The organism is Pseudoleptotrichia sp. (assembly GCF_057270515.1).
In genome coordinates, this window is record NZ_DBHIXS010000008.1 from 17,264 (window position 1) to 43,113 (window position 25,850).

The 25,850-nt window shown below is 29.9% G+C and carries 26 protein-coding genes; 2 read left to right on the top strand and 24 right to left on the bottom strand.

The features are described 5' to 3' along the window. Positions 1–66: 66 nt before the first annotated feature. The 8 genes from ACO5J6_RS06990 to ACO5J6_RS07025 form a co-directional block, all read right to left on the bottom strand. Positions 67–867, bottom strand: coding sequence for a hypothetical protein (locus ACO5J6_RS06990; RefSeq protein WP_485642996.1), 801 nt, complete (start codon positions 865–867; stop codon positions 67–69). A 30-nt stretch (positions 868–897) separates the two neighbouring features. Next, positions 898–2,220, bottom strand: coding sequence for a hemolysin family protein (locus ACO5J6_RS06995; RefSeq protein WP_485642997.1), 1,323 nt, complete (start codon positions 2,218–2,220; stop codon positions 898–900). A 161-nt stretch (positions 2,221–2,381) separates the two neighbouring features. Further along, entirely contained in the window at positions 2,382–3,332 is a 951-nt protein-coding gene (locus ACO5J6_RS07000) for an ROK family protein (protein WP_485642999.1), read from the bottom strand. Positions 3,333–3,557: 225 nt separating this feature from the next. Then, on the bottom strand, positions 3,558–4,265 hold the full coding sequence (locus ACO5J6_RS07005; protein ID WP_485643001.1) for an MBL fold metallo-hydrolase: 708 nt from the start codon (positions 4,263–4,265) through the stop codon (positions 3,558–3,560). A 13-nt stretch (positions 4,266–4,278) separates the two neighbouring features. Further along, entirely contained in the window at positions 4,279–5,103 is an 825-nt protein-coding gene (locus tag ACO5J6_RS07010; RefSeq protein ID WP_485643004.1) for a carbohydrate ABC transporter permease, read from the bottom strand. A 44-nt stretch (positions 5,104–5,147) separates the two neighbouring features. After that, entirely contained in the window at positions 5,148–6,038 is an 891-nt protein-coding gene (locus ACO5J6_RS07015) for a carbohydrate ABC transporter permease (protein WP_485643006.1), read from the bottom strand. Positions 6,039–6,059: 21 nt separating this feature from the next. Further along, the gene (locus ACO5J6_RS07020; protein WP_485643007.1) at positions 6,060–7,361 is read right to left on the bottom strand and encodes an ABC transporter substrate-binding protein; all 1,302 of its coding nucleotides are present in this window, start codon (positions 7,359–7,361) and stop codon (positions 6,060–6,062) included. 71 nt (positions 7,362–7,432) lie between these two features. Next, complete coding sequence (locus ACO5J6_RS07025) at positions 7,433–8,437, bottom strand: LacI family DNA-binding transcriptional regulator (protein WP_485643009.1); 1,005 nt, start codon at positions 8,435–8,437, stop codon at positions 7,433–7,435. A 469-nt stretch (positions 8,438–8,906) separates the two neighbouring features. Between ACO5J6_RS07025 and trpS the strand changes: the two genes are divergently transcribed. Then, positions 8,907–9,881, top strand: a complete 975-nt coding sequence (gene trpS, locus ACO5J6_RS07030) for a tryptophan--tRNA ligase (RefSeq protein WP_485643011.1) — start codon at positions 8,907–8,909, stop codon at positions 9,879–9,881. A 182-nt stretch (positions 9,882–10,063) separates the two neighbouring features. Here the strand turns inward: trpS and ACO5J6_RS07035 are convergent, their stop codons facing one another. The 8 genes from ACO5J6_RS07035 to ACO5J6_RS07070 form a co-directional block, all read right to left on the bottom strand. After that, the gene (locus ACO5J6_RS07035) at positions 10,064–10,348 is read right to left on the bottom strand and encodes a hypothetical protein (protein WP_485643013.1); all 285 of its coding nucleotides are present in this window, start codon (positions 10,346–10,348) and stop codon (positions 10,064–10,066) included. Positions 10,349–10,606: 258 nt separating this feature from the next. After that, positions 10,607–11,425, bottom strand: a complete 819-nt coding sequence (locus ACO5J6_RS07040) for a CPBP family glutamic-type intramembrane protease (RefSeq protein ID WP_485643015.1) — start codon at positions 11,423–11,425, stop codon at positions 10,607–10,609. A gap of 108 nt (positions 11,426–11,533) precedes the next feature. Continuing rightward, complete coding sequence (locus ACO5J6_RS07045) at positions 11,534–12,139, bottom strand: PadR family transcriptional regulator (protein ID WP_485643017.1); 606 nt, start codon at positions 12,137–12,139, stop codon at positions 11,534–11,536. A 239-nt stretch (positions 12,140–12,378) separates the two neighbouring features. Then, on the bottom strand, positions 12,379–12,903 hold the full coding sequence (locus ACO5J6_RS07050; protein ID WP_485643019.1) for a gamma carbonic anhydrase family protein: 525 nt from the start codon (positions 12,901–12,903) through the stop codon (positions 12,379–12,381). 19 nt (positions 12,904–12,922) lie between these two features. Continuing rightward, complete coding sequence (gene trmD, locus ACO5J6_RS07055; protein ID WP_485643081.1) at positions 12,923–13,660, bottom strand: tRNA (guanosine(37)-N1)-methyltransferase TrmD; 738 nt, start codon at positions 13,658–13,660, stop codon at positions 12,923–12,925. Positions 13,661–13,825: 165 nt separating this feature from the next. Then, positions 13,826–14,335, bottom strand: a complete 510-nt coding sequence (gene rimM, locus ACO5J6_RS07060) for a ribosome maturation factor RimM (protein ID WP_485643021.1) — start codon at positions 14,333–14,335, stop codon at positions 13,826–13,828. A 42-nt stretch (positions 14,336–14,377) separates the two neighbouring features. Continuing rightward, positions 14,378–14,791, bottom strand: coding sequence for a PTS-dependent dihydroxyacetone kinase phosphotransferase subunit DhaM (locus ACO5J6_RS07065; RefSeq protein WP_485643022.1), 414 nt, complete (start codon positions 14,789–14,791; stop codon positions 14,378–14,380). Positions 14,792–14,818: 27 nt separating this feature from the next. Then, the gene (locus ACO5J6_RS07070) at positions 14,819–15,382 is read right to left on the bottom strand and encodes an RNA methyltransferase (protein ID WP_485643024.1); all 564 of its coding nucleotides are present in this window, start codon (positions 15,380–15,382) and stop codon (positions 14,819–14,821) included. 191 nt (positions 15,383–15,573) lie between these two features. On the opposite strand from ACO5J6_RS07070, the gene ACO5J6_RS07075 reads away from it, so the two are divergent. Beyond that, positions 15,574–16,134, top strand: coding sequence for a hypothetical protein (locus ACO5J6_RS07075; RefSeq protein WP_485643026.1), 561 nt, complete (start codon positions 15,574–15,576; stop codon positions 16,132–16,134). Between the two features lie 285 nt (positions 16,135–16,419). Here ACO5J6_RS07075 and ACO5J6_RS07080 read toward each other — a convergent pair whose 3' ends face one another. From ACO5J6_RS07080 to ACO5J6_RS07115, 8 genes are all read right to left on the bottom strand, one after another. Beyond that, positions 16,420–17,580, bottom strand: coding sequence for a tetratricopeptide repeat protein (locus ACO5J6_RS07080; RefSeq protein WP_485643027.1), 1,161 nt, complete (start codon positions 17,578–17,580; stop codon positions 16,420–16,422). 348 nt (positions 17,581–17,928) lie between these two features. Further along, positions 17,929–18,693: a C40 family peptidase gene (locus ACO5J6_RS07085; protein ID WP_485643028.1), complete on the bottom strand. Its 765-nt coding sequence runs from the start codon at positions 18,691–18,693 to the stop codon at positions 17,929–17,931. Positions 18,694–18,738: 45 nt separating this feature from the next. Further along, entirely contained in the window at positions 18,739–19,791 is a 1,053-nt protein-coding gene (locus tag ACO5J6_RS07090; RefSeq protein ID WP_485643029.1) for a tetratricopeptide repeat protein, read from the bottom strand. A gap of 83 nt (positions 19,792–19,874) precedes the next feature. Further along, a complete protein-coding gene (locus ACO5J6_RS07095) occupies positions 19,875–20,930 on the bottom strand; it encodes a tetratricopeptide repeat protein (RefSeq protein ID WP_485643030.1) in 1,056 nt (351 codons plus the stop codon). Between the two features lie 102 nt (positions 20,931–21,032). Beyond that, positions 21,033–21,704: a C40 family peptidase gene (locus tag ACO5J6_RS07100; RefSeq protein ID WP_485643031.1), complete on the bottom strand. Its 672-nt coding sequence runs from the start codon at positions 21,702–21,704 to the stop codon at positions 21,033–21,035. Positions 21,705–22,280: 576 nt separating this feature from the next. Further along, entirely contained in the window at positions 22,281–23,153 is an 873-nt protein-coding gene (gene lgt / locus ACO5J6_RS07105) for a prolipoprotein diacylglyceryl transferase (protein ID WP_485643032.1), read from the bottom strand. Positions 23,154–23,159: 6 nt separating this feature from the next. Further along, positions 23,160–24,254 (bottom strand): pyridoxal-phosphate-dependent aminotransferase family protein, encoded by a 1,095-nt coding sequence (locus ACO5J6_RS07110; RefSeq protein WP_485643033.1) that lies wholly within the window; start codon positions 24,252–24,254, stop codon positions 23,160–23,162. A gap of 108 nt (positions 24,255–24,362) precedes the next feature. Continuing rightward, a complete protein-coding gene (locus ACO5J6_RS07115; protein WP_485643034.1) occupies positions 24,363–25,784 on the bottom strand; it encodes an NADP-dependent glyceraldehyde-3-phosphate dehydrogenase in 1,422 nt (473 codons plus the stop codon). Positions 25,785–25,850 lie beyond the last annotated feature (66 nt).

The following is a 25,850-nucleotide window of genomic DNA, read 5'->3' on the forward strand; positions in this document are numbered from 1 at the left end:
AAAAAATAATCCCTCTGTCTTTATATATCTACGAAATTATGTAGATGACAGTCGGGATAATAAAATCTAAATTGAGCTTATTTCCTCAAGTTTTTTCTTTGCTTCTTCGACTATAAAAAGTTTATTTCCTTTTTCAGCAACTTCCCTGTATAATTCTTCCGCTTCGTCTATTTTTCCAATTTTTTCCTTGCATTCTGCCAGCTGATATTTAATCGAAATATTTTGACGTTTCGTTTTTACTTTTTTTAATGCTTCCAACAAAATCTCGATTATTTTATTATTATCATTTTCATAAAATAATATTGCTTCCAAAACACATATATTATTATTCATTTCACTAAAATTCGGACTATTTTCAAACCTTTTCTTTTCTTCCAAAATATTTTCATTATAAATTTTTACCGCTTCTTCTTTTTTACCAAGAACATTTAATAATAAAGCTTCATTATAATAATACAAAATTTTATCCTGCTCCCTGTAAAACGATTTTCCTGATAAATCGACTTCTTTTAATTTTTCATATCCTGTCTGTATTTTTCCCGCCGAAGAATACCCTGCACAAAGATTTAATTTCATATAGTTTCTGTATTTTCTGCTTTTATTTTTTTTATATTCAATTTCAGTAAGTTCTATAAATTTTTCAGGATCTAACTCTTCGTCCAGAATATTTATATATTTTTTATAGAGGTACATCCATAATTTTTTATCTATCTTTAATACAAATTTTGCTAATAACAAAAATATTAAAGCAGCTATTAAATAAGTAAAAAGAAAATTTTCTGTTTTCAATGAAAAAATAGCGATAAGTACTATTATCGGAGTTATAATTGAAATATACAGCAATAGAAACTTTTTTGTTATACTCATTCCTTACCCTTTCCAAAATTTTTCGTCAGCTTAGTTTTTCTCTTTATTAAAAGTCGCCAACACTCTTTCTATCTTTTTATCCTTTACTCTTTGAGGTTTGAAAGAAATATCATTTATAATAATAGGCTCAATTTCCTCATCATCTTCAGGAATATAGCCCATATGCTCTATAAGAAGTCCACTCAAAGTGTCATAGTGCTTTGATTCCAACTCTATATGAAAATAGTCGTTTATATCATTTAAAGATAATTCGCCGCTTATCAGATATTTGTCCTGAGATAATTTTTTTACAGAATAATCCTCATCATCAAATTCATCGGATATATTTCCCATTACTTCTTCTATAAGATCTTCCAGTGTAACTATCCCTGAAAATCCTCCATATTCATCGATAAGTATGGCAATATGTTTTTTTTCTATCTGTAATTCATTGAAAAGCTCATTTACATTTTTGGTTTCAGGAACAAAATAAGCCTCCTGAATAATGTCCTCTATTTTTATATTGTCAAATCCTTTTTTATAGGCTTCCATCATCAAATCTTTTGTATGAAGTATCCCTACTATATTGTCGGCTTCTTTTTCATAAACAGGTATTCTCGAATATTTTCCCAGTTCCTTTTTTTCAAAAAGTTCATTTATCGTCATGTCTTTATCGGCTAAAAATACTTTTGTTCTCGGTATCATTATTTCCCGTGCTATTTTCTCATCAAATTCGATAATGTTATCTATCATTTCTTTTTCGGTTTCATTGATAATGCCATGCTCCCGACCGACTTCCACAAGCGACCTGATTTCCTCTTTGGAAACCTGCTCTTCAAGATTATCTTCTTTCATTTTAAGTAATGTCAGAACCGAATTTGTAGACAATGTAAGGATTTTTACAAAAGGAGAGAACATTCTTGAAATAAAGACTATGACCCCTATCGAAGAAAGAGCCATTTTTTCTGATGATTTCAGTGCAACTCTTTTAGGAATAAGCTCTCCGAAAACCAATGTTATATATGACAGTATAAATGTAATTATTATCATTGAAAGCTGATTTCCATATGGGATATTCATTTTTTTCAGATACACCGACAAATATTGTGCCAAGCCTGTAGCTGCCGATGCCGAAGCAAAAAATCCTGCAAGAGTTATACCTACCTGTATTGTTGATAAAAACTTGCTCGGTTCCTTCAAAAGATTTTCCAATAGAATTGCTTTTTTATTTCCTTCTTCGACCAGCACTTTCAATCTGTTTTTATTAATTGAAACTATCGCCATTTCAGCTCCCGAAAAAAAAGCATTTATCCCTGTCAAAATGATTATTATCAGAAATTGTAACAATATACTGCTTCCGGTTATTGTATCCACTATAAAATTTCTCCTCCCGTTTCAGAAACTGCCAAAACAGTTTCTTTATATACAGATTTCTTTCATACTTTAATTATACTATATTTATTTAAAATATCAATATCATCTTTTTGAAATTTACTCTCTTTGACCTCTCCTTTTTTCATTCTAACATACAATGGTTAATTCATTCCTAAATATGCCGCTCCTATTATTCCTGCGTCATTTCCTAACTGTGCCGGTAATATTTTAAGATTTTCAAGAGTCGACGGAAGTGCATATTTTTTAAGATTTTCATTTATTCTGCTGAAAAGAATGTCCCCCGCAAGGGCTACTCCTCCTCCTATTACAATAATCTCAGGGTCAAGCGTATTTAAAATATTTCCTATTCCAAATGCTATATATTCAGCTTCATAGTCTACAAGACTTAAAGAAAACTCATCTCCCTCTTTTGCCGCATCAAATATATCTTTTGCTTCGAGTTCTCTTCCCATTGAAGTAATTTTTTCATAGAGCAGATTATTTTTATTGACTACCATTCTGCTATTTGCTTCTCTCACAAGACCTGTCGCAGAAGCATATGCTTCCCAGCAGCCATTTTGTCCGCAGCCACAAAGTTTTCCGTCTTTTTCAACTTTTGTATGCCCGACTTCTCCGCCGCCGCCATTTTTTCCGCTTACAAGTTTTGAATTAGTAATAATTCCTCCGCCAATTCCCGTACCTATGGCAAGTCCCAAGACATTCGTATAACCTTGAGCCGCACCTTTCCACATTTCTCCCAAAGTTATTACATTGACATCATTATCCACTTTTACTTTTTTATTAAGATTTTTCTCAAATTCCGCTGCCAGATCCACTTCTTTCGGCCATGGAAAATTTGCCCAAAATTTTACCGTTCTCTCATTTACCACAGGACCGGGAACTCCAAGTCCTACCCCTTTTACATCGTCATAATCGATGTTGCTGCCTTTAATCTGCTCTATCAGTATTTTTGACAATCTTTCAACTGTTTTTTCAAGACCTTCTTTTGATTCAGTTTTTACTATTGTAGTAAAAATTATATTTCCTCCTTCATCAACCAAACCTATTTTAGTATTTGTACCCCCTAAATCCATTCCTACATAATAATTCATAGAACTATGCCCTCCTTAATTCCTTGTTTATATTATTTTTATTTCTTACTATAGTTTACCTTATTTATCCAAAATTTTCAACAATTAATCTGAATCCGATTTATCAATTTTATAATATCCGCTATTATTATATCCGCAAAGACAGCTATATAAACAGGAGGAGCATTTTATATTATATTTCCTACTGACATTTCCCGATGTACCGTTATATAAACTAAGACAACATTATTCCGTACTTAATGCTTCGCACAATACTTTCGGCACTCCAAATCCTTTATCTCTAATTTTATCTCTGAAATCCCTGTCCAAATGGATACAATATACGTTCTTCCTTTTTTCGGGAGGAATTGTATCTTCCAGATAAAATATATTTCCATGGGCAGGATTTTTACTTACGTAACTGCATGTATCCTGATATATTTCCTTTATCTCGCCTTTAAAATATTTTTCTAATATGTTTTCAGGTATTTCTACGGCATCTCCGCTATAATATACAGTTTCTTCAGGAAAGATTATCTCATATCCGTAACATTTCATATCATCCGTATGTCTGACTTCTGCAAAACTGTTTTTTACTTCGGATATTTCAGGCAATGTATTTCTATAAATATAAAACTTATCCTCTATTCCTACTATTTTCAGATATTCTTTTATTTTTTCCGTAGGGTGAATTATATACGGAATTTTATTTAATTTCAAGTATAAATATGATATTAATGAACCTAAGCTCCCCACATGGTCGCAATGAAAATGAGTTATTAAAATAAAAATATTTTTACTTTCCGTCATTTCCTTTAAATTCCAAATTTTTCCAAATACACTTTCTCCACAGTCAATAAGATAAAAATCTTCGTTATATGTAAAAAAAGCACTGGTATTACCGAAAAGCGGATTAAAAGCCGAACCTATTCCTAAAAAATTCAATTTTTTCACTGTCATTCACTTCCTATTCTTTTATTCCCGAGCTTATAAAGCTGTTGATGAATTTTTTCTGTAAAATAAAGAATATTACTATCAACGGAATTATAATTATAAAAGTAGCGGCACTGACATTTGCCCATTGCATTGTCGCTTCCTTAGATTTTGCAAATAATGCCAGTCCCACTGTCAAAGTCCTGTTCTGAGTAGAATTTGTAACAATCAGCGGCCACAGATAGTTATTCCAGTGATAACTTATGGAAACCACTCCAAATGACAGATACGCAGGTTTTGCACAAGGCATATATATTTTCCATATTATTTGCCATGTATTTGCTCCGTCTATTCTGGCAGCTTCCGATAGGGATTTGGGAATAGTTTTAAAATGCTGCCTCAATAAAAATATTCCAAAAGCTGTTCCTAAAAACGGTATCATAATCCCCAATTTTGTGTTAATCAAGTTCAAATCTTTCAAAGTCATAAAATTAGGTGTTATTAAAACGTCATTCGGTATAATTATCTGCATAAATATTATAATAAATACATATTTTGCCCATTTCAGATCCATTACGGCAAGGGCATACGCTGCCATAGTCGAAGTAAATATCTGTATTATAAAAGTAACTGTAACTATTATCAGTGTATTTATATAATATGTCCTAAAAGGAACCGCATTCCATACATATATTATATTTTTCAATGTAAATCCTGTTTTCGGAAACAGTGACATACTGAAAGACGGCTCCGTAAAAGCAGTTCCTATCATCCATATTAGGGGAATTAACCAGATAAAAGCTATAATAAGGGCTATTGTTGTAATTATCGAATCCGTCCCTTTTTTTATTATATTCATTTTTTACCTTCCTATTCTCAATTTTTCCTGTGTTATTGGATATATCAGTTATAATATGCTTCCCTGTCCTGCTTGAAAAATCTCGGCAATGAAACAAAAAGAAGCAGAAACAGCATTATTACTGTCAGTGCCGAAGATTTACCGTAATTGAAATTAGTAAATCCCTGCTGATAAATATAATATAACAGCAATGTACTCGCATTATTCGGAGCCCCTTCCGTCATTATAACTATATGGTCGACTAATTTGAAACAGTTTGTCAATGCCACTGTCGATACAAATATCATAGTCGGTTTCAGCAAAGGCAATGTAATATTTTTCAGCATTACCCAGAAACCTGCACCGTCTATTCTTGCTGATTCAAACAAATCTTCGGATATCCCCTGTAATCCCGCAAGGAAAAAAATCATTAAATAACCCGACTCTTTCCATACATACATTATAGCCATAAAAGGCAGGACAGTATTTTTATTTGACAACACATTGAGAGGTTTCAGTCCCAAATGTGTCAACCATTGGTCGAGTAGTCCGTTTTTTCCCATATATATAAACATCCATATACTCGCCACAGCAATCATCGGCATAACTACAGGATAAAAGTATACCGTTCTCAACATTCCTACGGCTCTACTTTTACGGTTCACTAAAAAAGCCAGAGCCAATCCTAAAATCATAGACGGTATAACTGTTATAACCGAAAAAAATATTGTATTATACATTACTTTCCAAAAAAGCTCACTTTTAAATAAACTTATATAATTACCGAATCCAATCCATTTTGGATTTTTCATTCCTAAGTTATATTTTGTAAAACTCAGATAAAAACTTTTGAATACAGGTAAAACTGTAAAACTCATCATAAATATTAACGACGGCAACAGCAAAAGAAAACCCGTTATATTTTCTTTCCATTTTCTATTCAGTTTTATGTTCATTCTGTCTCCTTATAAAAAATGCTAATTAAAATCCTTTAATACTTCCGTTGCTTCTTTTTGCGCATTATCCAAAGCATCTTTAGCCGTTTTTTCTCCTGTTATTGCAGACTGGATATTGTCATTCAGTATTCTCCATATTTCTGCTGCATTGTATGTTGTCAGTTCAGGTTTCGCAAATTTCAACTGTTCATATGCAACTTTTGCCTGAGGTCTTTCGGCATAATATTTTTTCATTATATCAGTTTCAAAGGCACTTTTTCTTGTTGCCACATACCCTGTGTCGACACTCCATTGGGCGACTCTTTCAGGAGTAGTAAGATATTTTATAAATTTCCATGCAGCTTTTTGTTTTTCTTTTGATATTCCCGAAGAAATATAAAAATTTCCTCCCCCTGTAGGTGCTCCTTTTCTTTTGTGGGCAGGCAGAAAAGCCACTCCATAATTAAATTTTGCATTTTTAGCTATATTGGACAAATTTCCTGTTGTGTGATATATCATAGCAACTTCTCCTGCTAAAAATTGAGCGGGTAAATCCGTCCATTGAACAATCCCTTCAGCCATAACTTTATATTTTTTCTGTAAATCTATCCAGAACTGTAATGCTTCAACATTTTCAGGAGTATTGAAAAATACCTGTTTCCCGTCATCACTCATCAGATTTTTACCGTCTGTACTATTTTGCAAAGTAAAGCCTGTAAATGCCCATTGAGCCGATCCTGAATTTAAAGCTATTCCTACTCCTTTTCTTTTGTCATTGCTCACTTTCTGTGCTATTTCGACCAATTCCTCCCATGTTTCAGGGGCTTTTTCAGGGTCAAGTCCTGCTTCCTTGAATGCATCCTTGTTATAAAATAAAACCATTGTACTTCTTTGGAACGGAATTGAATATATTTTCCCGTTGACATAAGAATCTTCCATAAAACTTTCTAAAAAATCGTTAATATATTTTTTTCCTTCTTCACCGTCTTCCGCTATCAGTTCATCCAATGGCATAGCCATTTCACTTGATGCCATTGTAAATCTTTGAGTTGCCAGACTTACAAATAAATCAGGAGGATTTCCGCCCTGAGCGGCTGTCTGGATTTTTGTTACCGTATCATCATAATTTCCTGTATAGACAGCTTCGACTTCTATATCAGGATTTTCCGCATTAAAATCCTTTGTCAGCTGTTCGACAATTTTGGCAACAGGTCCACCCACATTGACAGGATAATAAAACACCAGTTTTATTTTTCCGTCTTTTTTACTTTCTTTGTTTCCGCCACAACCTGAAATTACTAAAATCAGACTTAAAAATAATAAAATCAAAAATTTTCTTTTCATTTACATCTTCTCCTTTTCTAAAATATAATTAAAAAAATTGTTCTATCTTATCTGTATTTATTTGTATATTTTTATTTGCATTTTTTTACACTTTCCCTTTCGATGATTTCTCCTTGAATTTCTTCGGAATTTTCTTTTATTCCATTCATCATATTATTCAGTTTTTCATAAATTCTTTCAGATATTTTCTTATAATTCAAAGCTAAAGTAGTCAGAGCGGGAGAAAAAAATTCGGATATCGGAATATTGTCAAGACCTAAAACTGATATTTCTTCGGGAATACTGATTTTTAAATCATTTAAAGCTTTCAGCACTGCAACAGCTTTTTCATCTCCCGATATGAAAAATGCTTCAGGAAATTTTTCTTTTTCATATAATTCTTTTACTAATTTATATATTTCTCTCTGATTATTCATTTTTTCTACAATAGTTAAATTTTCTATAGGTTTATTGTTCTTTTTATATGCTTCTATAATTCCATTTTTTCTTTCCATATTCATAGGTGTCGGATTTGCCGTAATAAAAGTTATTTTTTCGATTTTTTTCTCGAAAAGATATTCAGTAGCTTTAAACACTGAATTAAAATCATCATTGGACACATATACATTTTCGTCAGAATAACTTTTTCCTACAATAATAAAAGGTATCTTTTCTTTTTTTAAAATTTCCACCCTTTTATCATTTTCCTTTTCATAAAATATAATAACTCCGTCAATAAATGTGCTTGATGTGTTCAACAAAGAATTTTTCAAACCTTCGTCATCATAATATTGTTCCATAAATAAAGAAATATTTTTATTTCTATTGTATGAAAAAATTTCGCTGACGAGTATATTTGTCCAGATAGTGGCTGTATGTCCTCTACTTCTTCTAATAGAAACCAGTATATTTTTCATTTTTCTTTTACTCAGATTTTTTGCATATAAATTAGGCTTATATCCCAATTCTCTGATTTTTTCTTTTACAAGTTTTCTTGTCTTCTCATTGACATTTTGGCTTTCATTTATGACTCTCGAAATAGTCTGTGTCGAAACTCCGCATTCTCTTGCCACATCCCTGATAGTTATGTTTTTCATTTATTCTCCTGTTTCTAATCCAATGTTTTCAACGGTGTTACCGATAACAATACTATTTTACCCTAAAAATCTTTTTTGTCAATAGTCAAATCGGATTTTATTTTCCCTGATATCTTACCAATATCTTATTCTTGATTATAATATCTTATTCTTAATTATCCTATTATTAAAACTATTTTTTATTCCCAACATATTTTTAAGACATATATGTGATATTCGACAAATGTTTGACAAATCGAACATAATATATTATTATTTATCTGTTATTATTTTTAATTATTTTCCATAATATGTAAATCTGTAATATGCAAAATAATATATAAAACTGTAAAGTATAAATGTAAAGTATAAAAATTTATACTGTAATACTGCAAATTCTTATATTATAAATATCGAATACATCAAAATAATTTTATAAAATCATTACTGTAACATACAAACAGACAAAATAATTTTAACGGAGGTTTTTATGAGAAGTTTATCAGGCATCCAGCCAAGCGGTATACTGCATATAGGAAATTATTTCGGAGCGATAAAACAGTTTGTAGATTTTCAGGACAAATACGAAGGATTTTATTTCCTTGCAAATTATCACGCCCTTACATCTTCACCTGACGGAGAAACTTTAAAAAAGAATACTATAAATGCTCTTTTAGATTATCTTGCTTTAGGTCTTAATCCAGAAAAATCAGTGATTTTCCTACAATCTGATATTCCTGAACATACAGAACTGGCATGGATACTTGCCAATGTCACTCCTATGGGTTTACTTGAACGGGCACATTCATATAAGGATAAGACTGCAAAAGGCATAAAACCCAACGTCGGTTTATTTACATATCCTGTTTTAATGGCTGCCGATATATTAATGTATGAGCCTGATATTGTTCCCGTGGGAAAAGACCAAAAACAGCATCTTGAAATTACAAGGGATATTGCAATTAAATTCAATGAAACATATGGCAAAGAAGTTTTTAAACTTCCACAGGAAAAAATAGTCGAAAATCTGGCGGTTGTACCGGGAATCGACGGCGATAAAATGAGCAAATCATATGGCAATGTCATTAATATGTTTATTCCGAAAAAAGAAATTAAGAAACAGATTATGAGTATTGTTACTGATTCCACTCCCCTTGAAGAACCTAAAAATCCTGATAATAATATAACAAAATTATATGCTCTCTTTTCAACAGAAGCAGAAGTTGAAGAAATGAGACAAAAATTTTTAGCAGGAAATTACGGTTACGGACACGGAAAAAACGAACTGTTTGACAAATTTATGGATTATTTCACTCCTTTCAGAGAAAAGCGTGAACAGCTTGAAAAAAATATGGACTATGTTTATGCCATTCTAAAAGACGGTGCTTTAAAAGCCCGTTCAGTAGCTTCCAAAAAAATGGAAGAAGTTAGAAGTGTCGCAGGATTACTGGATAAAAGTTATTAAAATTATTATAACTGAAACCAGTTCCTACGGTTCATTGACTGAATTAATGATAAAAATTATCAAAATTATTATAGCCGAAACATTTAAAACAATAAAACAGATATCAAGTCCCTGAAAAATCATAAACAGGGACTTTTGATTTTAATATTCAGATATGTGGTGAGTTCTTATATACAGTAATATTATGCAACTCCATTTTCTGATTTTGTCATTCTTATATCTATTATTCCATTATTTCTTGCTATTTTTATCTGATTATATCTTTTTTCTTTTATATTCTTTTTTATATTACTGTTTTCTTTATTATTCCCTTTATTATTTTCTTTTCCATTATTTAAATACATATCCTCTCTTTTTACTATTTTATATTTCATTTTAAACTTTTCAATCAGTTCCAATACTCCTAATCCTCCTATCGACAACACAAGTCCTCCTATAGTTACATTAAATAAAAATACTTCAAACATATTATTTACCTCCATTATATTAATTAATTTTTTCTATTTTTCTTTACACACAAATTCTAACAGAAAAAATTAATAATAACGATGTCGATATAACATGATATGAAGTAATTTCAAAATTCTTCCTCTCTAAATTTTTCTCATTTAAAACAATATTTTTAGTTTTTCTTAAAATATCTCGATTTTTCTATTTACTGTTGTTTTATAATATTTTTTAGCTGTCTATTTTTGATATTATATTATATTGCATTATAAGGATAATTATTTATTGCCAATGATAAACGGAATTCCACTTTCTTTTTTGCTTTGTTTCTCTTGTTTTTTTCTCCAATTTCTAATAGCTAATCCCACTATTAAATAAAGAATTGTCGGAATTATACCTACTGAAAGTGAAAAAAGAAACGCCTGATTTTTTTCTACAGATACAATTCCTAAAAGAAGCAACGGATTTATCACTGCATCTTCCATAGTATGCATAATAACTAATGGCCACATAGATTTAGTAACTCTAAAAATTTCCGTATACATCACCGTCCAACATGTTACTACTATTGTTCCAATGAGGAAAAAAGTCAATCTTCCAACCGGTAAAGTGTTTTGTATTTCACTTTCGGACAAAAATATCATAATATAAGGCAAGTGCCAAATCCACCAGATAAATCCGATAAGTAAGTATAATTTCAAATCGGATAATTTTAATTTTAACAATTGATTTGTAAGATAGGCTCTCCAAACTGATTCTTCAAATATATTTTTTATAAATTGAGCGACAATCTGTGCAGATAAAATCCCAATATAGGCTGTAATTCCAATATTTACATTGGAAAATTTGATACCTTTCGTTATTACTCCCAGTAATATAACAATTAAAGTAACAGTAGGATATATCAAAAAGCCAATCAAATATAACTTTTTATTATTTTTAAAATTAATAGAAAACGCTGAATTTTTCCACCCGTCTCCTCCAAAAGTACGAAGAAGAATTGTACAAATTAATGGAGATACTAACCAGATAAGCATTCCAAAAGGTTCTTCTCCTGCCATTGTTCCAACATTTTCATAATGGGCTTGACCGGACAACTTATCGACAAGATATCCTATCCAACCACAAGCAGTACTAAACATCGTAAAAATAATTATGTTTCGTTTAACTCTATTTGTATCATTCATCTTATCTCACCTTTCTTTCTATATTCTTTTCTTCAATTTTTTAAACCATTCTATGTTAAAAGCAGTAATATCAATTCCATAGTCTAAAGTAGCCACTGTAAATTTACTAATTTCTTTAATGTTTTCAGATATATCGTTTCCTTTATTTAGATTTCTAATTCTCTCCTGATATTCTGTATCTATAAGTAAATAGTTTTTAAGTGCTGTCCTTTCATCTTCGATATGTATTGATTCCCTTAATTTTTTTAGTGCCGTATACTCTTCCTCTAAAGAATGAATGATTTTATCAATCAGATTTTTTTGTTCATTTTTTGAAATATATCCCATAAAAAGAAGTTTTCCGATATCTAAATTTTTTGTCTTTGAGATATCAATAGGAACTCTTATCCATTCTATTAATGTTTCTTGCCCAATATCAGTTATTGAGTATCTTTTTTTATTTACTCCTTTTTCAACAAGCTCTTCAAAAGTAACCATTTCCGACATAAACAATTTTTTGAGAGCTGCCTGAATACTCCCGAGACTATCACTGCACATAGATTTAAAATTATTCCTGATGACATTTCGAAGCTCATATGCGGTCATTCTGTGTAACATTAAAATTCCTAAAATTATTTTATCCATAATACACCTCCTTATTTACATCTTATAGTAACATACCTTTTAGGTATTGTAAAGGGTTTATTTTATAATTTTCAGTATTTCATTTTTCCCATTTTTGTCATTTCAGCTTCATTGTTATCAAGGTATAAAGTCATTTTCCAAAATTTATTGCTCCTAAGAAAATATAAAAATAATCAATAGTGAAATAAAAAAAGACAACCTTTAGGCTGTCCTTAAACAAACTACACTTTATGCTTTTTTTAGACATTCTCCTTTTTCAAAGTTTTAGTAAACAGTTTTCCATTTTTTACATAATGGTCAGCATTTTTTTGAATATGTTCTATCTCTTCATCAGTCAATTTTCTCACTATTTTAGCAGGACTTCCTAAAATGAGAACACCTTTCTCATAAGGAATTTTATGAGTAACTAAAGAACCTGCACCTATAAGACAGTTAGGAGCGATTTTTGTCCCGTTTAAAACTGTGCTGCCCATTCCTACTATCACATTATCTCCTATTTCACAGCTATGAAGTATCACATTATGACCTACAGTAACATTTTCTCCCACGATACAGGGAAGTCCAAAATCAGTATGTAATGTCGAATTATCTTGAACATTGCTATTTTTCCCTATAGTTATTTTCTCCACATCTCCTCTTAGTACCGCACCGAACCATATATTTACCCCGTCATTCAGTTCTACATTTCCCATAACATCAGCACTTTCAGCAATAAATACCTCTCCCGATATTTTAGGTTTTATCCCGTCCAATTCATAAATCATCCTGAATACACTCTCCTAACTACATATCTTTCTTTTTTAAATAATTTTTATATATTTTTCTAAACTGCTCATCATTTTCAAGTTTTTTTTCTATTAAATCTTTCCTGTTTTCCAATGTTTTTTCAATCGATTTGAAATATCTGTATTCATCTATTTTAGCGTGATTTCCACTCCGTAATACTTCAGGAACCGAATATCCGTCTATTTCTACGGGTCTTGTATATTGGGGGAATCCAAGCAGTCCGTTGTAAAAAGAATCCGTTTCAAAAGACTCTTTTTTTATTACTCCTTCCTTTATCCTCGTTACCGAATCCATAAGGATTAATGCAGGCAAATCTCCACTACTTAATACATAATCTCCCACAGATATTTCCTCATCCACAAATCTGTCAATAACTCTCTGGTCAAGTCCCTCATATCTTCCCGAAATTATGACTATACTGTCTTTTTGAGATAATTCCGTTACTTTTTTATGGGTAAGAGTTTTTCCTTGTGGTGACATAAATATTACATAAGGTTTTTCACTGTCAGGATATTTTTCATTAAAAAAATTCCAGTAGGCTTCGGGTTTCAGCACCATACCTGCCCCTCCTCCAAAAGGAATGTCGTCCATTTGATTATGTTTATTTCTGCTGTAATCACGTATATTCACAACATCGTAACTGACCGTTCCGATATTTTCAGCTCTCTGAATTATCGTCTGAGACAAATACATCTCAAATAATTCAGGAAATAAAGTTAAAACAGTAAATTTCATTATTTCCATATTCCTTTTCCAATTTTACATATTTCTGATTTAAGTTTTACGTATTTCTAAATCATTTTAATATTCAGCTTGATTATATTTAGCTTAATTATTCTATTTTTCATTATTTGCTACTATCTTAGCAGCAATACAAAATTTTTTTTATATTCGGTTCGATTATTCTCTCATTCCCTCTATTAGTTCAACATCTATTCTATTATTTTCAAAATCTATTTTTTTTACAAACTCGTCAACCTGAGGTATCATAATCTCATTTTTATTTACAGTATCTTCAACGATTAAAATATTATGTGCAGCTGTTTCCATTACATCTATAATTTCTCCTATCTTTTCATTTTTTTCAAAAACTGCTACTCCCAATAAATCTTTTAAATAAAATTCATTTTCATTTTTTTCAGGAAGTAAATCCCGTCGAATTTTTATCTGAAATCCATTTAATTCCTTTGCTGCGTCAATGTCATTTATTTCAGAAAAATCGATTATAATTTTTTTGTTATTCAGTATTTTAACATTTTTTACTAACAGGATTTTCCGTTCATCACCTTTTTCGAGTAAAACCTTTTCTCCTATTATCAAATAAGTATCTTGAAAAATTGAGCTTACTTTTACACTTCCTGTCAGGTGATGAGTTCCCACTATTGTACCTATGTTTACAAGATTTTCCATTTTATCCTCTTTCCCTTATTTTTCTTATCTTATCAGCTTTTTTTAGATTTTTTTTACTTTTGTAAAGCTTCTGCTTTCTTCAGCTATATTTTTTAATTCTTTTAAAGTTATACCTCGAAAATTTCCTGCTACTGCCGAAATTACTCCCTCAACTAATGGAGCATCGGCTATTTCAGCTTCCACTTCTCCTTTCAGTTGCTCTATGGCATTTATCGAATGAAAAATCGAGCTTCCCATATCCACGAAAACGAGTACTCCATTTCCTCCGTCCGCTCTTTTTATAGCATTCTTGACATTATCCACGGTTGTTCCGTATACTTCCTTGTCTATATTTCCTCCATTTTCGATATTGAACTTATCCTGTTGCAATATTTTGGAAAAATTTATAACTTCTTCGGCTAATCTGTTACTATGACTTACTATTACTATTCCTACCATTTTTGTTTTTTTCTCCATTTCTTTTCAAATCTTCCTTTCATTAATTTATTTTTCTCCCAGCAATCTGTCAAATATTATAGAAACCGCACTTCTGACTGACAGATGATTATATTTGGTATTTCCTCTTATAGGCTCAAGTATTTTGTACGACATATCCATAATCTCTTCTGCAAGTCCCCAACCTGTTCCAAATAAAATCAGATATGGACTTTCATCTTCCAAAATTTCTTTTCCCAAATCGCTGTAAGACACTGTATTAGGAAAAATTCTCGCCGAAGTCGTTATAATTTTCGGCATTTTATTTTCAGTTTTCAGGATAGTTTCCACTGCCGACTGGACAGAATTTTCCAGTTCAGTATTTTCAAAGGCCTCATTTCTATTTTTATTGAATTCTATTCCGTCTCCCTCAATCCAATAATCGATTATTCTGCTTGTCAGCTCTTGTTGAGCGTCCACAGGAGTTATAATAAAATACTTTTTTATGTCATATGTTCTGCAAGTTCTTGAGATATCGTGTATATCAAAATTTGTAACTGATGTAGCTACTATTTCGTTATTTCTGTTATATACAGGATAATGAACTAAACCGACATAAATATTGTCTCTCATTTATTTTTAGGCTCTCCTTTCTATTTTTATCTTTCAATATTTTTATTTGTATTCTATTATATCACTTTTTGTTATATTTTTTAACTGCCTTAAAAATATTCTGTTACCTATTTTACTAATTTATTTATTTTTTTCTTTACTATCCCGTCAAATTTATATATAATACTGTATAAGAGGTGATTGTTTTGAAGATGTCAATAAAGGAGTATATGAAAGAACGCAATGTTTCAAGAAGAACTATTTATAACCGTATTGAGAAGGGGCAGCTCGAAGTTATAAAGGAAAAAAATAAAACTTATATTACAAAAGAAAATTTGAATGCCAATATTAAAAATCCACGAATAAATATTTCAGAATTGAAAGAGCTGAAAAATATTATTCAACTGATAGAAAACTCCAATGAGCTTTTAAAAAATTTTGATTATAATTTTTTAAAAGAACGTATTTCTTCCATTGAAAAAGCATTGATAAATTTTACAATGGATATAAATAAATCGAATACCGGCATAAAGGAAAAAATAAACTCTTTTTCTGAAAATACTACTGAAAAGATAGAAATAGCAGAAAAGAAAAATAACAACTTTATGGAAAATATCCTGATTATAAACGAACAGAACAACAATTTCTTTAAAGAAAATATAGAAAATATTCGGGATAAAATGGAAAAACTTGAAAGCAGAATGGAAAATATAGAAAATAAACTTGACGAGATAATAAAAAAACAGGATACAAAAAAAGGACTGTTCAGATAATACAATGAACTGCATTTTCAGTCTTAAACACAGGATTGAAAGTGCAGTTTTTTAGTTCCTTTTCTATTTTTAATATTTTTGATTTATTTAAGGATTATGAAATATTATAATTCCAAAACAGTTCACGGACTTGCCTCTCTCGTGTATATTTATTTTAGGGCTATGAAATATTATAATACTAAAGCACTGATCATAATAAATTAGTCTGACGAATATTGTTTTAAATCATAGCCTTAAAACTTTTTTTACTATTTTTGACAGATTTTTTATTTTAGTATTAAAATATTATAACCCTAAAGCCCTAAATTTTCTCAAATTTTCTTCGTATAATTTTTTATCCTTATTTTTATATTTTTCATTTAATTTTTTTATTTTTCCTGCAAATTCATTTTTTAAGCTTGAATATAAATCAGAATTTTTTCTTTCCTTTTTATATAATTTAAAGAAATAATCAAAAGTTGTTTTGTCATCACCTTTACCCATATAAATTTCAAAAAGTTGAAATTCAGCTATATTTGCTGAATGCTCATTTGTATAATAATAATCATCAGAAGAACTTCCCATTGTTTCGAAATAATAGTATTTTCTATTTTCTTTATCCGTGGAATATAGTTCTATTACTTTTTCTTTCATAGCTATAGCTTTATCATAATTTTCCTTATTTTCATAATAAGAGCTAAGACCGTCATATCCTTGAGGATTTTTAGAGTTCAATTTTATCAACTGTTCTGCAAATTTTTTTGATTTTTCAAGCAAATCATCTGCTTTCTTTTTATTTTCTTTTGTTTCAGGTAATGTATCATAAGATAATCCTCCATACGTATCTATTAGATATTTATAAGCTTTTTCAAAATTAGGATTTATTTCCAGCACTTTTTCAAAATAAGATATTGCCCGATAATAAGAATTATGTGTATCATCTACAGTATATAATCTTTCAATAATTCCTAAAGCATATAGTGCAAGATAATTTTTACTGTCAAATTTCACAGCTTTTAAAAATTCTTTTTTTATCTTTTCTATTTCTTCTTTAGAAATATTTCTTTTTTTCGAATTATTAGCAGAAATAAATACTTCTATTGATTTACTGTTTACTCCTGCTTTTTTGAGTTCACTTCGTATTTCAGCTTCGGAATAATAATTTATTTTAGTTTCAGTATTGTTATTTGAAGTCGTTTTTATTTCAACAGATTTTTTATTCTCCGAAATAGTTTCGATTTTATCAGTTTTTTGATTTTTGGAAACAGTTGTATTGAATTTTGAATTATTATTTTCTGAAACTGTTTTTGTTTCAATAGTTTTATCATTCTCGGAAACAGATTTAATTTTATCAGTTTTTTGATTTTTGGAAATAATCGTATTGTTTCCATTAGAAAAAGTTATATTGAATATAGTTATTATTATTCCTAATATAAGAAAGAGTTTTTTAAATATTTTTATGTTCATTATTTCACTCCTTTTATTCCTTATTTTATTATTTAGAATGTTGTTAGAATATTATAACTATTCTAAATTTAATTGATTAAGTATCATAATCCTAAAACCTTGAGTTTTTTCAAGTTTTCTTCATACAGTTTTTTATTCTTATTTTTATTGTTTAGAATGTTGTTAGAACATTATAACTATTCTAAATTTATTTGACTAAGTTTCATAATCCTAAAACCTTGAATTTTTTCAAGTTTTCTTCATACAGTTTTTTATCATTATTTTTATCATTTAGGCTGTTGTAGCTATTTTAAACTTATGTAGCTATTTTACACTTATTTGACTAAGTATCACAATATCTTTATTATTTTATCTTGTATTGACTTTTATTTTTTTATTATTATCTGCTTTATTTATTGTATTTTCGTTATTTGTTTCTTTCATTTTAGCTGACATTTCAGATTTTATTTCGGCGATGTTCTTTCTTGGAGTTACTGTTACTTGAACTTCTTTTTTATTCTCTTTTCCATTAAAAAGAGTATTTTCGGAAGGTTCAAAATCTCTTTTATAAGACTTTTTATCTCTATTTTTTTCAGTTTCTTTATTTTTTAAAGGTATTTTATTTTTAATTGCTATATTTTCAAGAGATGCACTGCCTAAAAATGCCTTTTGCCAATAAGTATTACTATTCAAATTAGTTACTCTAACTCCTTTTCTCGGACCACTTATGGCTTTCTTAGTATTTCGTCCGCCGCCACCGGAATCAATAAATTCTCCGTTTCCTATATATATACCAACATGAGAAACAGTACCTTTTCCAGTAGTATCAAAAAAGATTAAATCTCCAGGTTCTAATTCATTCATATTTTTATTTAATTTTCCTGTATATTTTGATTGTTTTTCTGATGTTCTTGGTATTTCAAGTCCTGTATTTTTAAAAACTGTTTGCGTAAATCCCGAGCAGTCATAGGCATCAGGACCTGTTCCTTCCCAACGATAACCAGGTTTAGGATTTCTATTTAGTATTTTCTTTGCATTTTCTACTACCTGTTTTCTCAAATCATCTATATCAATAGGTTCTCTTTCTTTCTTTTGATCGTGAAAGCCCATCAATTTTTCCATATCTTCATCCATAATGATTCTCCTTTTCTATTTAATTTTCATTTTATATAATTAACTTTACAACCCTAAAGCCTTGAATTTTTTCAAGTTTTCTTCATACAGTTTTTTATCCTTATTTTTATATTTTTCATTTAGCTTTTTGATATTTTCCTTAATATCATTTATAATTTCTTCATTAGTCATACTATCTTTTCCTAATCGCTCATTAGGATTTTTTATACTTGTATTATAAATTTTAAAAAAATAGTCAAAAGTTTCTTTATCATTTCCTTTTTTTAAATAAGTATCAAAAAGAGATAATTCAAGACTTTGTCCTGCTAAATTATACGTATAAGGTTCTATATTGTCTTGAATTTCCATTATTCTCTCATAGAAATATTGTATAGGTTCTTCTTTGAAATACAATTTTTTTGCTTTTTCTCCCATTTCTACGGCTTTACTATAATCTTTTTTATTCCATTCGTAATAGTCATAAAGCCCCTCATATCCTATTGGGCTTTCCGGAAATAACTTTATTGTCTGTTCTGAAATATTTTTCTTTTTTTCAATAAAAGTTCCTAATTTTAAATTATCATGCTCAAATGTCATATATGCTGTTACAAGATGTTCATAAGCTTTTTTAAATTTTGGATTTACTTTTATTGCTTTCTCAAAATAGGATAATACTTCAGTCGGATTTCCAAAATCTGCATAAGGACTTTTATATCCATTAAAATGAACTTCTCCCAAAGCATCTAATGCTAAATAATTTTTACTATCAAGTTCTAAAGCCTTTAAAAAACCTATTTCTTTTTCTTTATAAGAAAGAGTTTTTTTAATAGAATTATTATTAGCAGTAATAAATGCTTCTATTGATTTACTGTTTACTCCTGCTTTTTTGAGTTCACTTCGTATTTCGGCTTCAGAATAATAGTTTATTTTAGTTTCAGTATTGTTATTTGAAGTCGTTTTTATTTCAACAGATTTTTTATTCTTTGAAATAGTTTCAATTTTATCAGTTTTTTGATTTTTGGAAATAACTGTGCCATTTCCATTAGAAAAAGTTGTATTGAATATAGTTATTATTATTCCTAATATAAGAAAGAGTTTTTTAAATATTTTTATGTCCATTATTTTACTCCTTTTATTCCTTATTTTATTATTTAGAATATTGTTAAAACGTTATAACTATTCTAAATGTATTTGACTAAGTTTCATAACCCTAAAGCCTTGAATTTTCTCAAGTTTTCTTCGTATAATTTTTTATCCTTATTTTTATATTTTTCATTTAACATTTTGACTTTTTCTACAACATCTATAAGGATTTTTTTTGTTTTTTCCAATTCTTCCTTATCAGAAGCAAATACAGAAGCATAAAAATCCTTTAGCCATTTATCATTAGCTTTCTTCATATTTCCATATACTCTAAAGAAAAAATTAAAAGTTTCCTTGTCATTACCTCTTTCAAAATAAGGATCAAAAAGTTCAAATGTAAATGCATTTCCTGAATCAGTATAAGTTTTTTCTTGTCTGAAAAGTCTTTCGTAGTCATAATATTTAACTTTAGTTTTTAAATAAAGTTCAAGAGTTTTTTCTCCCATTTCTATAGCTTTATTATAATCTTTTTTATAATACCAGTAATATTCAAAGAGAGCTAAATATCCTTCAGGATATTCAGGAAATAATTCTATCGCCTTTTCTGCAAGTTTTTTCTTCTTTTCACGAAAAATATTTTCTGACCTTATAGAATACTCCCATAATAAATGTCCATAAGCTTTTACAAACTTGGGGTTTGCTTTTATTGCTTTTTCATAATAAATTTCTTCTTCATACGAACCTGTAGCTATACTTGCGATAATTTCTCCTACGGCATCTAACGCAAGATAATTTTTACTGTCAAGTTTTACAGCTTTCAAAAATTCTTTTTTTATTTGGTCTATATCTTCCGTTTCATCTTCAGAAAGCTTCTCATCTTCTGCTTTTACTTTGGCATTAGCAGTAATAAATGCTTCTATTGATTTACTGTTTACTCCTGCTTTTTTGAGTTCACTTCGTATTTCGGCTTCAGAATAATAATTTCTTTTTGAATTATTATTTTCTGAAACTGTTTTTGTTTCAATAGTTTTATCATTCTCAGAAACAGATTTAATTTTATCAGTTTTTTGATTTTTGGAAATAATCGTATTGTTTCCATTAGAAAAAGTTATATTGAATATAGTTATTATTATTCCTAATATAAGAAAGAGTTTTTTAAATATTTTTATGTTCATTATTTCACTCCTTTTATTCCTTATTTTATTATTTAGAATGTTGTTAGAATATTATAACTATTCTAAATTTACTTGATTAAGTATCACAATATTTTTATTATTTTATCTTGTATTGACTTTTGTTTTTTTATTATTATCTGCTTTATTTATTGTATTTTCGTTATTTGTTTCTTTCATTTTAGCTGACATTTCAGATTTTATTTCGGCGATGTTCTTTCTTGGAGTTACTGTTACTTGAACTTCTTTTTTATTCTCTTTTCCATTAAAAAGAGTATTTTCGGAAGGTTCAAAATCTCTTTTATAAGACTTTTTATCTCTATTTTTTTCAGTTTCTTTATTTTTTAAAGGTATTTTATTTTTAATTGCTATATTTTCAAGAGATGCACTGCCTAAAAATGCCTTTTGCCAATAAGTATTACTATTCAAATTAGTTACTCTAACTCCTTTTCTCGGACCACTTATGGCTTTCTTAGTATTTCGTCCGCCGCCACCGGAATCAATAAATTCTCCGTTTCCTATATATATACCAACATGAGAAACAGTACCTTTTCCAGTAGTATCAAAAAAGATTAAATCTCCAGGTTTTAAATCTTCTTTTTTTAAATCACGTTTTGCATCTTTTGCTTGTTGATATGAAGCTTCAGAAATTTTCAATCCTGATTGTTTATAAACAAATCTTGTAAATCCTGAACAATCAAAATTATCGGGTCCTTTTGCTCCCCATACATAATTAGGTCCTTTTTTTCTTTTTAATACTGCCTTTGCATTTTCCACTACCTGTTTTCTTAAATCATCTATATCAATGGGTTCTTTTTCTTTCTTTATGATCGTGAAAGCCCATCAATTTTTCCATATCTTCATCCATAATGATTCTCCTTTTCTATTTAATTTTAATTTTTATAATCAATTTTATATAAATATTATATAATATAAAACTACAATTTGTCAAAATTTACTGATATAAGTCCAAGCTCTTTATTTTACTGTTTTTTGATATAAAATTGGACGTAAAAATAATAACAATATTATTGCTTTTTTTATGTTGATGATTTATTATTTATATGGACTACTTAATTTTTATATATAACTTTATTTGTATTTTTGATATTGATAGTATCTTAATATTTTTTAGTTAAAATAATTAAATATTTAATTTTAGATTTAGTAATATTAAAATTTCAGATAATATTGAAATAATTTCATCTTTTAATCTTTTCGATTTTGTTTTCTATTGTTAATTTAACTAAAAAAACTGCACCTCCAATCTTATGTCCAAGATTTTGGATGCAGTTTACTAAAACTTATAATTTTTATACTCTTTTTTTAAATTTCATATTTTTTCAGTCTTTTTTAGAGACTTCTTTCTTTTTTGCTGAAATATTTAATTCCAATAAATGCTCCTATCAGCATTACAATGCTTATCAGATATGGAGCTCTTATACCATAGACTGTCAAGTCCTCTGCTCTGAATGTACTTACAAATACTCTTATAACCGCATACATTATAAGATAAATCATACTTAGTACCCCCGGATTATATTCCTTTTTCCTGAAATAGTACCATAATATTAAAAATCCTATCAGATTTAAAGCTGATTCATAAAGCATTGCAGGATGCAAAGGATAATCAGGAAATTCCATTCCCGCAGGAGTATCTTTAGGGAAAACTATTCCCCATGGAACAAGTTCCTTAAATTTTGTCTGCATTTCAAGAGACATTGACTGATAAGAAGCCCACCATTGAGAAAATTTCCCTGAAAATATTACATTCCACGGAGTAAATGTAGGAACTCCATGTACTTCTCCATTTGCAAGATTTCCAAATCTTCCAAGAAACTGACCGAGAAAAAGCGGTCCTACTGCCGCATCGGTCAGTACCCATATATTTACTTTATTTTTCTTTGCATATATGTATGAGCCAACAAGTCCTCCTATTATTGCTCCATGTATTGCAAGTCCTCCCTCCCATACTTTAAATATAGAAAGCGGACGAGATACGTATTCTCCAAATTTAAGAAGTACATAGTACAATCTTGCTCCTATAAGTCCTGAAATCATTGACCAGAAAGCAAAATCTTCTATCATTTTCTTATCTTTCATACCTCTTTTTCGGGATACTTCATCTCTATTTGCTATAAATATCCCGGCAAGGAAAGCTATTATATACATAAGACTGTATATTCTAAGTTCAAAGTTGCCAATTTTAAATAAATAAGGTTTCATTTATTCTTATTCTCCTAACTGTTTCTTTAATTCTTCTTCAAATAGAATAAAGAAATCATTTATCTGCTCTTTTGATATTTCTCCCAATATTCCTATTCTCATTAAGCTGTCTCCAAATTTCCCTTTTCCGCCTGTAACTGTATAACCTTTATCTTCCAACGCACTTATAATGTCCTTTATAATTACACCTTCTCTATATATGGAAACTAAAGTGTTTGTTCTGTTTTCTTCTTTTTTTACAAGCAAATTGAAGCCCAACTTTTGTGCTTTTTCTTCAATTAATTTTCTTAATTCGTATTTTTCTTTTATCGAACTTTCAATTCCTTTATTTATAAGGTCTTCTAAAGATTTATGCAAAGCAAGTATCAATGATATTGCAGGAGTATATGGCGTTTCCGAAAAATCATCAAAATATTTCTGATACTGTTTCATACTGAAATAATATTTAGGTAAATCAGATTTTTCCATAGCCTTTTTCGCTTTATCGCTCATTGCCACAAAAGATAATCCAGGCGGTATTAAAAAGGCTTTCTGGCTTCCCGCAATAGCCACATCCACGTGCCAACCGTCAAAATCAAAATCATTAGCTACAAGACCGCTTATAGTATCCACCACAAGCAAAATATCCGTATTTTTTGTCAATTCTCCCAATGCTTTTATATCATTTAATATCCCTACTGATGTCTCACTGTGAGTAGCAAGTATCCCTTTTATATCAGGATTTTCTGCCAATGCTTTTTTCACATCTTCAAGTTCATACCCGTCTCCAAATTCATATCCTAAGTTTATTACATTCAAACCGTATATTTCAGCTATTTTTTTAAATCTTTCACCAAAATATCCGGTATTTATAACGATGACTTTATCTCCTTTGGAAAAAAAGTTTACAACTGCGGCTTCCATGGCACCTGTTCCTGAAGATGTTACAACTGCCACATCATTTTTTGTTTTAAATACTTTTTTCAGATTTTCATTTGATTCTTTCAATATTCTTCTAAATTCCGGCGTTCTATGATGTATAATATCCTGTCCGAATATTTTCAAGTATCTCTCCGGTATATTAGTAGGTCCCGGAGTGAGTAATAATTTTTTAGAGCTCATAATACTTCCTCCTGTTTAATTTTATATTTTTTATTCATATTGATTATATTACGAATTCCCCAACAAATCAATGCCTGTTTAAATTTATAAAATTCAGTTATCCCTGTTTTACATTAAATCAACTACTATAGACTTCACTTTCGTCATACTTTCAATGCTGTATTTTATTCCCTGAACTCCTACACCCGAGCCTTTTATCCCTAAGAACGGAAAATTGTCAGGCCCTCTTTGAGTTTTGTTATTTATCTGAACCGTACCTACTTCGAGTTTTTCCGCAATATGGAATGCTTTTATTATATCTCTTGTAAATACTGATGTTTGAAGCCCAAATTCAGAGCCATTACATATTTCTATGGCTTCTTCCATTGATTTTATTCTTATTAGAGGCAACACAGGGCCAAAAGGCTCTTCCCATGCTATTCTCATATCAAGGGTAACATTATCAAACAATACAGGCCACAGCAAATTTTCCTCTCTTCGATATTCTGTAAGCTGTCTTGCACCTTTTTCCTTAGCATCTGTTACAAGCCCTTCTATAAAGTCTGCCGCTCTGTTGTCTATCAGCGGTGTAATATCAGCATTATCAAAAGGATTTCCCACTTTCAGTTTTTTTACTTCAGCAGCTACAAGTTCTGCCAGCCTGTCAGCAGCACTTTCAATTACCAAAACTCTTTTTATCGCAGTACATCTCTGTCCCGAATAGCTGAACGCTCCACTTACTATATCTTTGGCAGCTTTTTCCAAATCGGCATCTTCCAATACTATCGCTCCGTCTTTTCCTCCTAATTCGAGCATTATAGGACGCATTCCAGCAAGCTCTCCTATTCTTTTTCCTACAGGAGTACTTCCCGTAAAGTTTATGAAATCTACTAAAGGATGAGCTATCAGATAATCTCCTATTTCAGAGCCTTTACCTGTTACGGTATTTATCACACCGTTCGGTATTCCAGCTTCATGAAATGCTTTTACAAGCAGCAGTCCACTTATCGCTCCTTGTGTAGGCGGCTTAAATATTACCACATTTCCCCCTATAAGAGCAGGAGCTATTTTGGAAGCCGAAAGATTTACGGGATAGTTGAAAGGTGCTATCGCCAGTACAAGTCCCATTGGCTCTTTTCTCACAAGAGCTATTTTATTTTTACTTGCAGCTTCAAAGCTTCCTCCTTCTATTATTTCTCCTACGGTTCTCATTCCTTCTTCGGCAGTATATCTTATCAAATCTGCCGTTCTTGTAACTTCACCTATGGCAGCTTTAATTCCTTTGGAAACTTCTTTCGCGAGAATTTCTCCTATTATCTCCTTATCTCTTTCCAAAATTTCGGCAGCTTTGTATAGATAATTTGCTCTTTCTATTACTGCCAGTTTTCTCCATTTATCCAGAGAGATTTTTGCAGTTTCCATTGCAAAATCGACTTCTTCTCTTGTCATTGCAGGAACTGTACCTAATTCTTCACCATTTATAGGAGAGTATATTTTTATCTCCTTTTCAGATTCTTTCCATTCCCCATTTAATAAATTTTTGTATCTCATTTTTTCTCCTTCTTTCTACTTTTGTTTCTACTTTTTATTTTCATTCTCAATTATAATATTTATGTT

Bases quoted from the DNA above. Each gene is read 5' to 3' on its own strand.
- ACO5J6_RS06990 (WP_485642996.1), bottom strand. From the start codon at position 867: ATGAGTATAACAAAAAAGTTTCTATTGCTGTATATTTCAATTATAACT.
- ACO5J6_RS07000 (WP_485642999.1), bottom strand. From the start codon at position 3,332: ATGAATTATTATGTAGGAATGGATTTAGGGGGTACAAATACTAAAATA.
- ACO5J6_RS07010 (WP_485643004.1), bottom strand. From the start codon at position 5,103: ATGAATATAATAAAAAAAGGGACGGATTCGATAATTACAACAATAGCC.
- ACO5J6_RS07015 (WP_485643006.1), bottom strand. From the start codon at position 6,038: ATGAACATAAAACTGAATAGAAAATGGAAAGAAAATATAACGGGTTTT.
- ACO5J6_RS07020 (WP_485643007.1), bottom strand. From the start codon at position 7,361: ATGAAAAGAAAATTTTTGATTTTATTATTTTTAAGTCTGATTTTAGTA.
- ACO5J6_RS07025 (WP_485643009.1), bottom strand. From the start codon at position 8,437: ATGAAAAACATAACTATCAGGGATGTGGCAAGAGAATGCGGAGTTTCG.
- trpS (WP_485643011.1), top strand. From the start codon at position 8,907: ATGAGAAGTTTATCAGGCATCCAGCCAAGCGGTATACTGCATATAGGA.
- ACO5J6_RS07035 (WP_485643013.1), bottom strand. From the start codon at position 10,348: ATGTTTGAAGTATTTTTATTTAATGTAACTATAGGAGGACTTGTGTTG.
- ACO5J6_RS07045 (WP_485643017.1), bottom strand. From the start codon at position 12,139: ATGGATAAAATAATTTTAGGAATTTTAATGTTACACAGAATGACCGCA.
- ACO5J6_RS07050 (WP_485643019.1), bottom strand. From the start codon at position 12,903: ATGATTTATGAATTGGACGGGATAAAACCTAAAATATCGGGAGAGGTA.
- trmD (WP_485643081.1), bottom strand. From the start codon at position 13,660: ATGAAATTTACTGTTTTAACTTTATTTCCTGAATTATTTGAGATGTAT.
- rimM (WP_485643021.1), bottom strand. From the start codon at position 14,335: ATGGAAAATCTTGTAAACATAGGTACAATAGTGGGAACTCATCACCTG.
- ACO5J6_RS07065 (WP_485643022.1), bottom strand. From the start codon at position 14,791: ATGGAGAAAAAAACAAAAATGGTAGGAATAGTAATAGTAAGTCATAGT.
- ACO5J6_RS07070 (WP_485643024.1), bottom strand. From the start codon at position 15,382: ATGAGAGACAATATTTATGTCGGTTTAGTTCATTATCCTGTATATAAC.
- ACO5J6_RS07075 (WP_485643026.1), top strand. From the start codon at position 15,574: ATGTCAATAAAGGAGTATATGAAAGAACGCAATGTTTCAAGAAGAACT.
- ACO5J6_RS07080 (WP_485643027.1), bottom strand. From the start codon at position 17,580: ATGAACATAAAAATATTTAAAAAACTCTTTCTTATATTAGGAATAATA.
- ACO5J6_RS07085 (WP_485643028.1), bottom strand. From the start codon at position 18,693: ATGGATGAAGATATGGAAAAATTGATGGGCTTTCACGATCAAAAGAAA.
- ACO5J6_RS07090 (WP_485643029.1), bottom strand. From the start codon at position 19,791: ATGGACATAAAAATATTTAAAAAACTCTTTCTTATATTAGGAATAATA.
- ACO5J6_RS07095 (WP_485643030.1), bottom strand. From the start codon at position 20,930: ATGAACATAAAAATATTTAAAAAACTCTTTCTTATATTAGGAATAATA.
- lgt (WP_485643032.1), bottom strand. From the start codon at position 23,153: ATGAAACCTTATTTATTTAAAATTGGCAACTTTGAACTTAGAATATAC.
- ACO5J6_RS07110 (WP_485643033.1), bottom strand. From the start codon at position 24,254: ATGAGCTCTAAAAAATTATTACTCACTCCGGGACCTACTAATATACCG.
- ACO5J6_RS07115 (WP_485643034.1), bottom strand. From the start codon at position 25,784: ATGAGATACAAAAATTTATTAAATGGGGAATGGAAAGAATCTGAAAAG.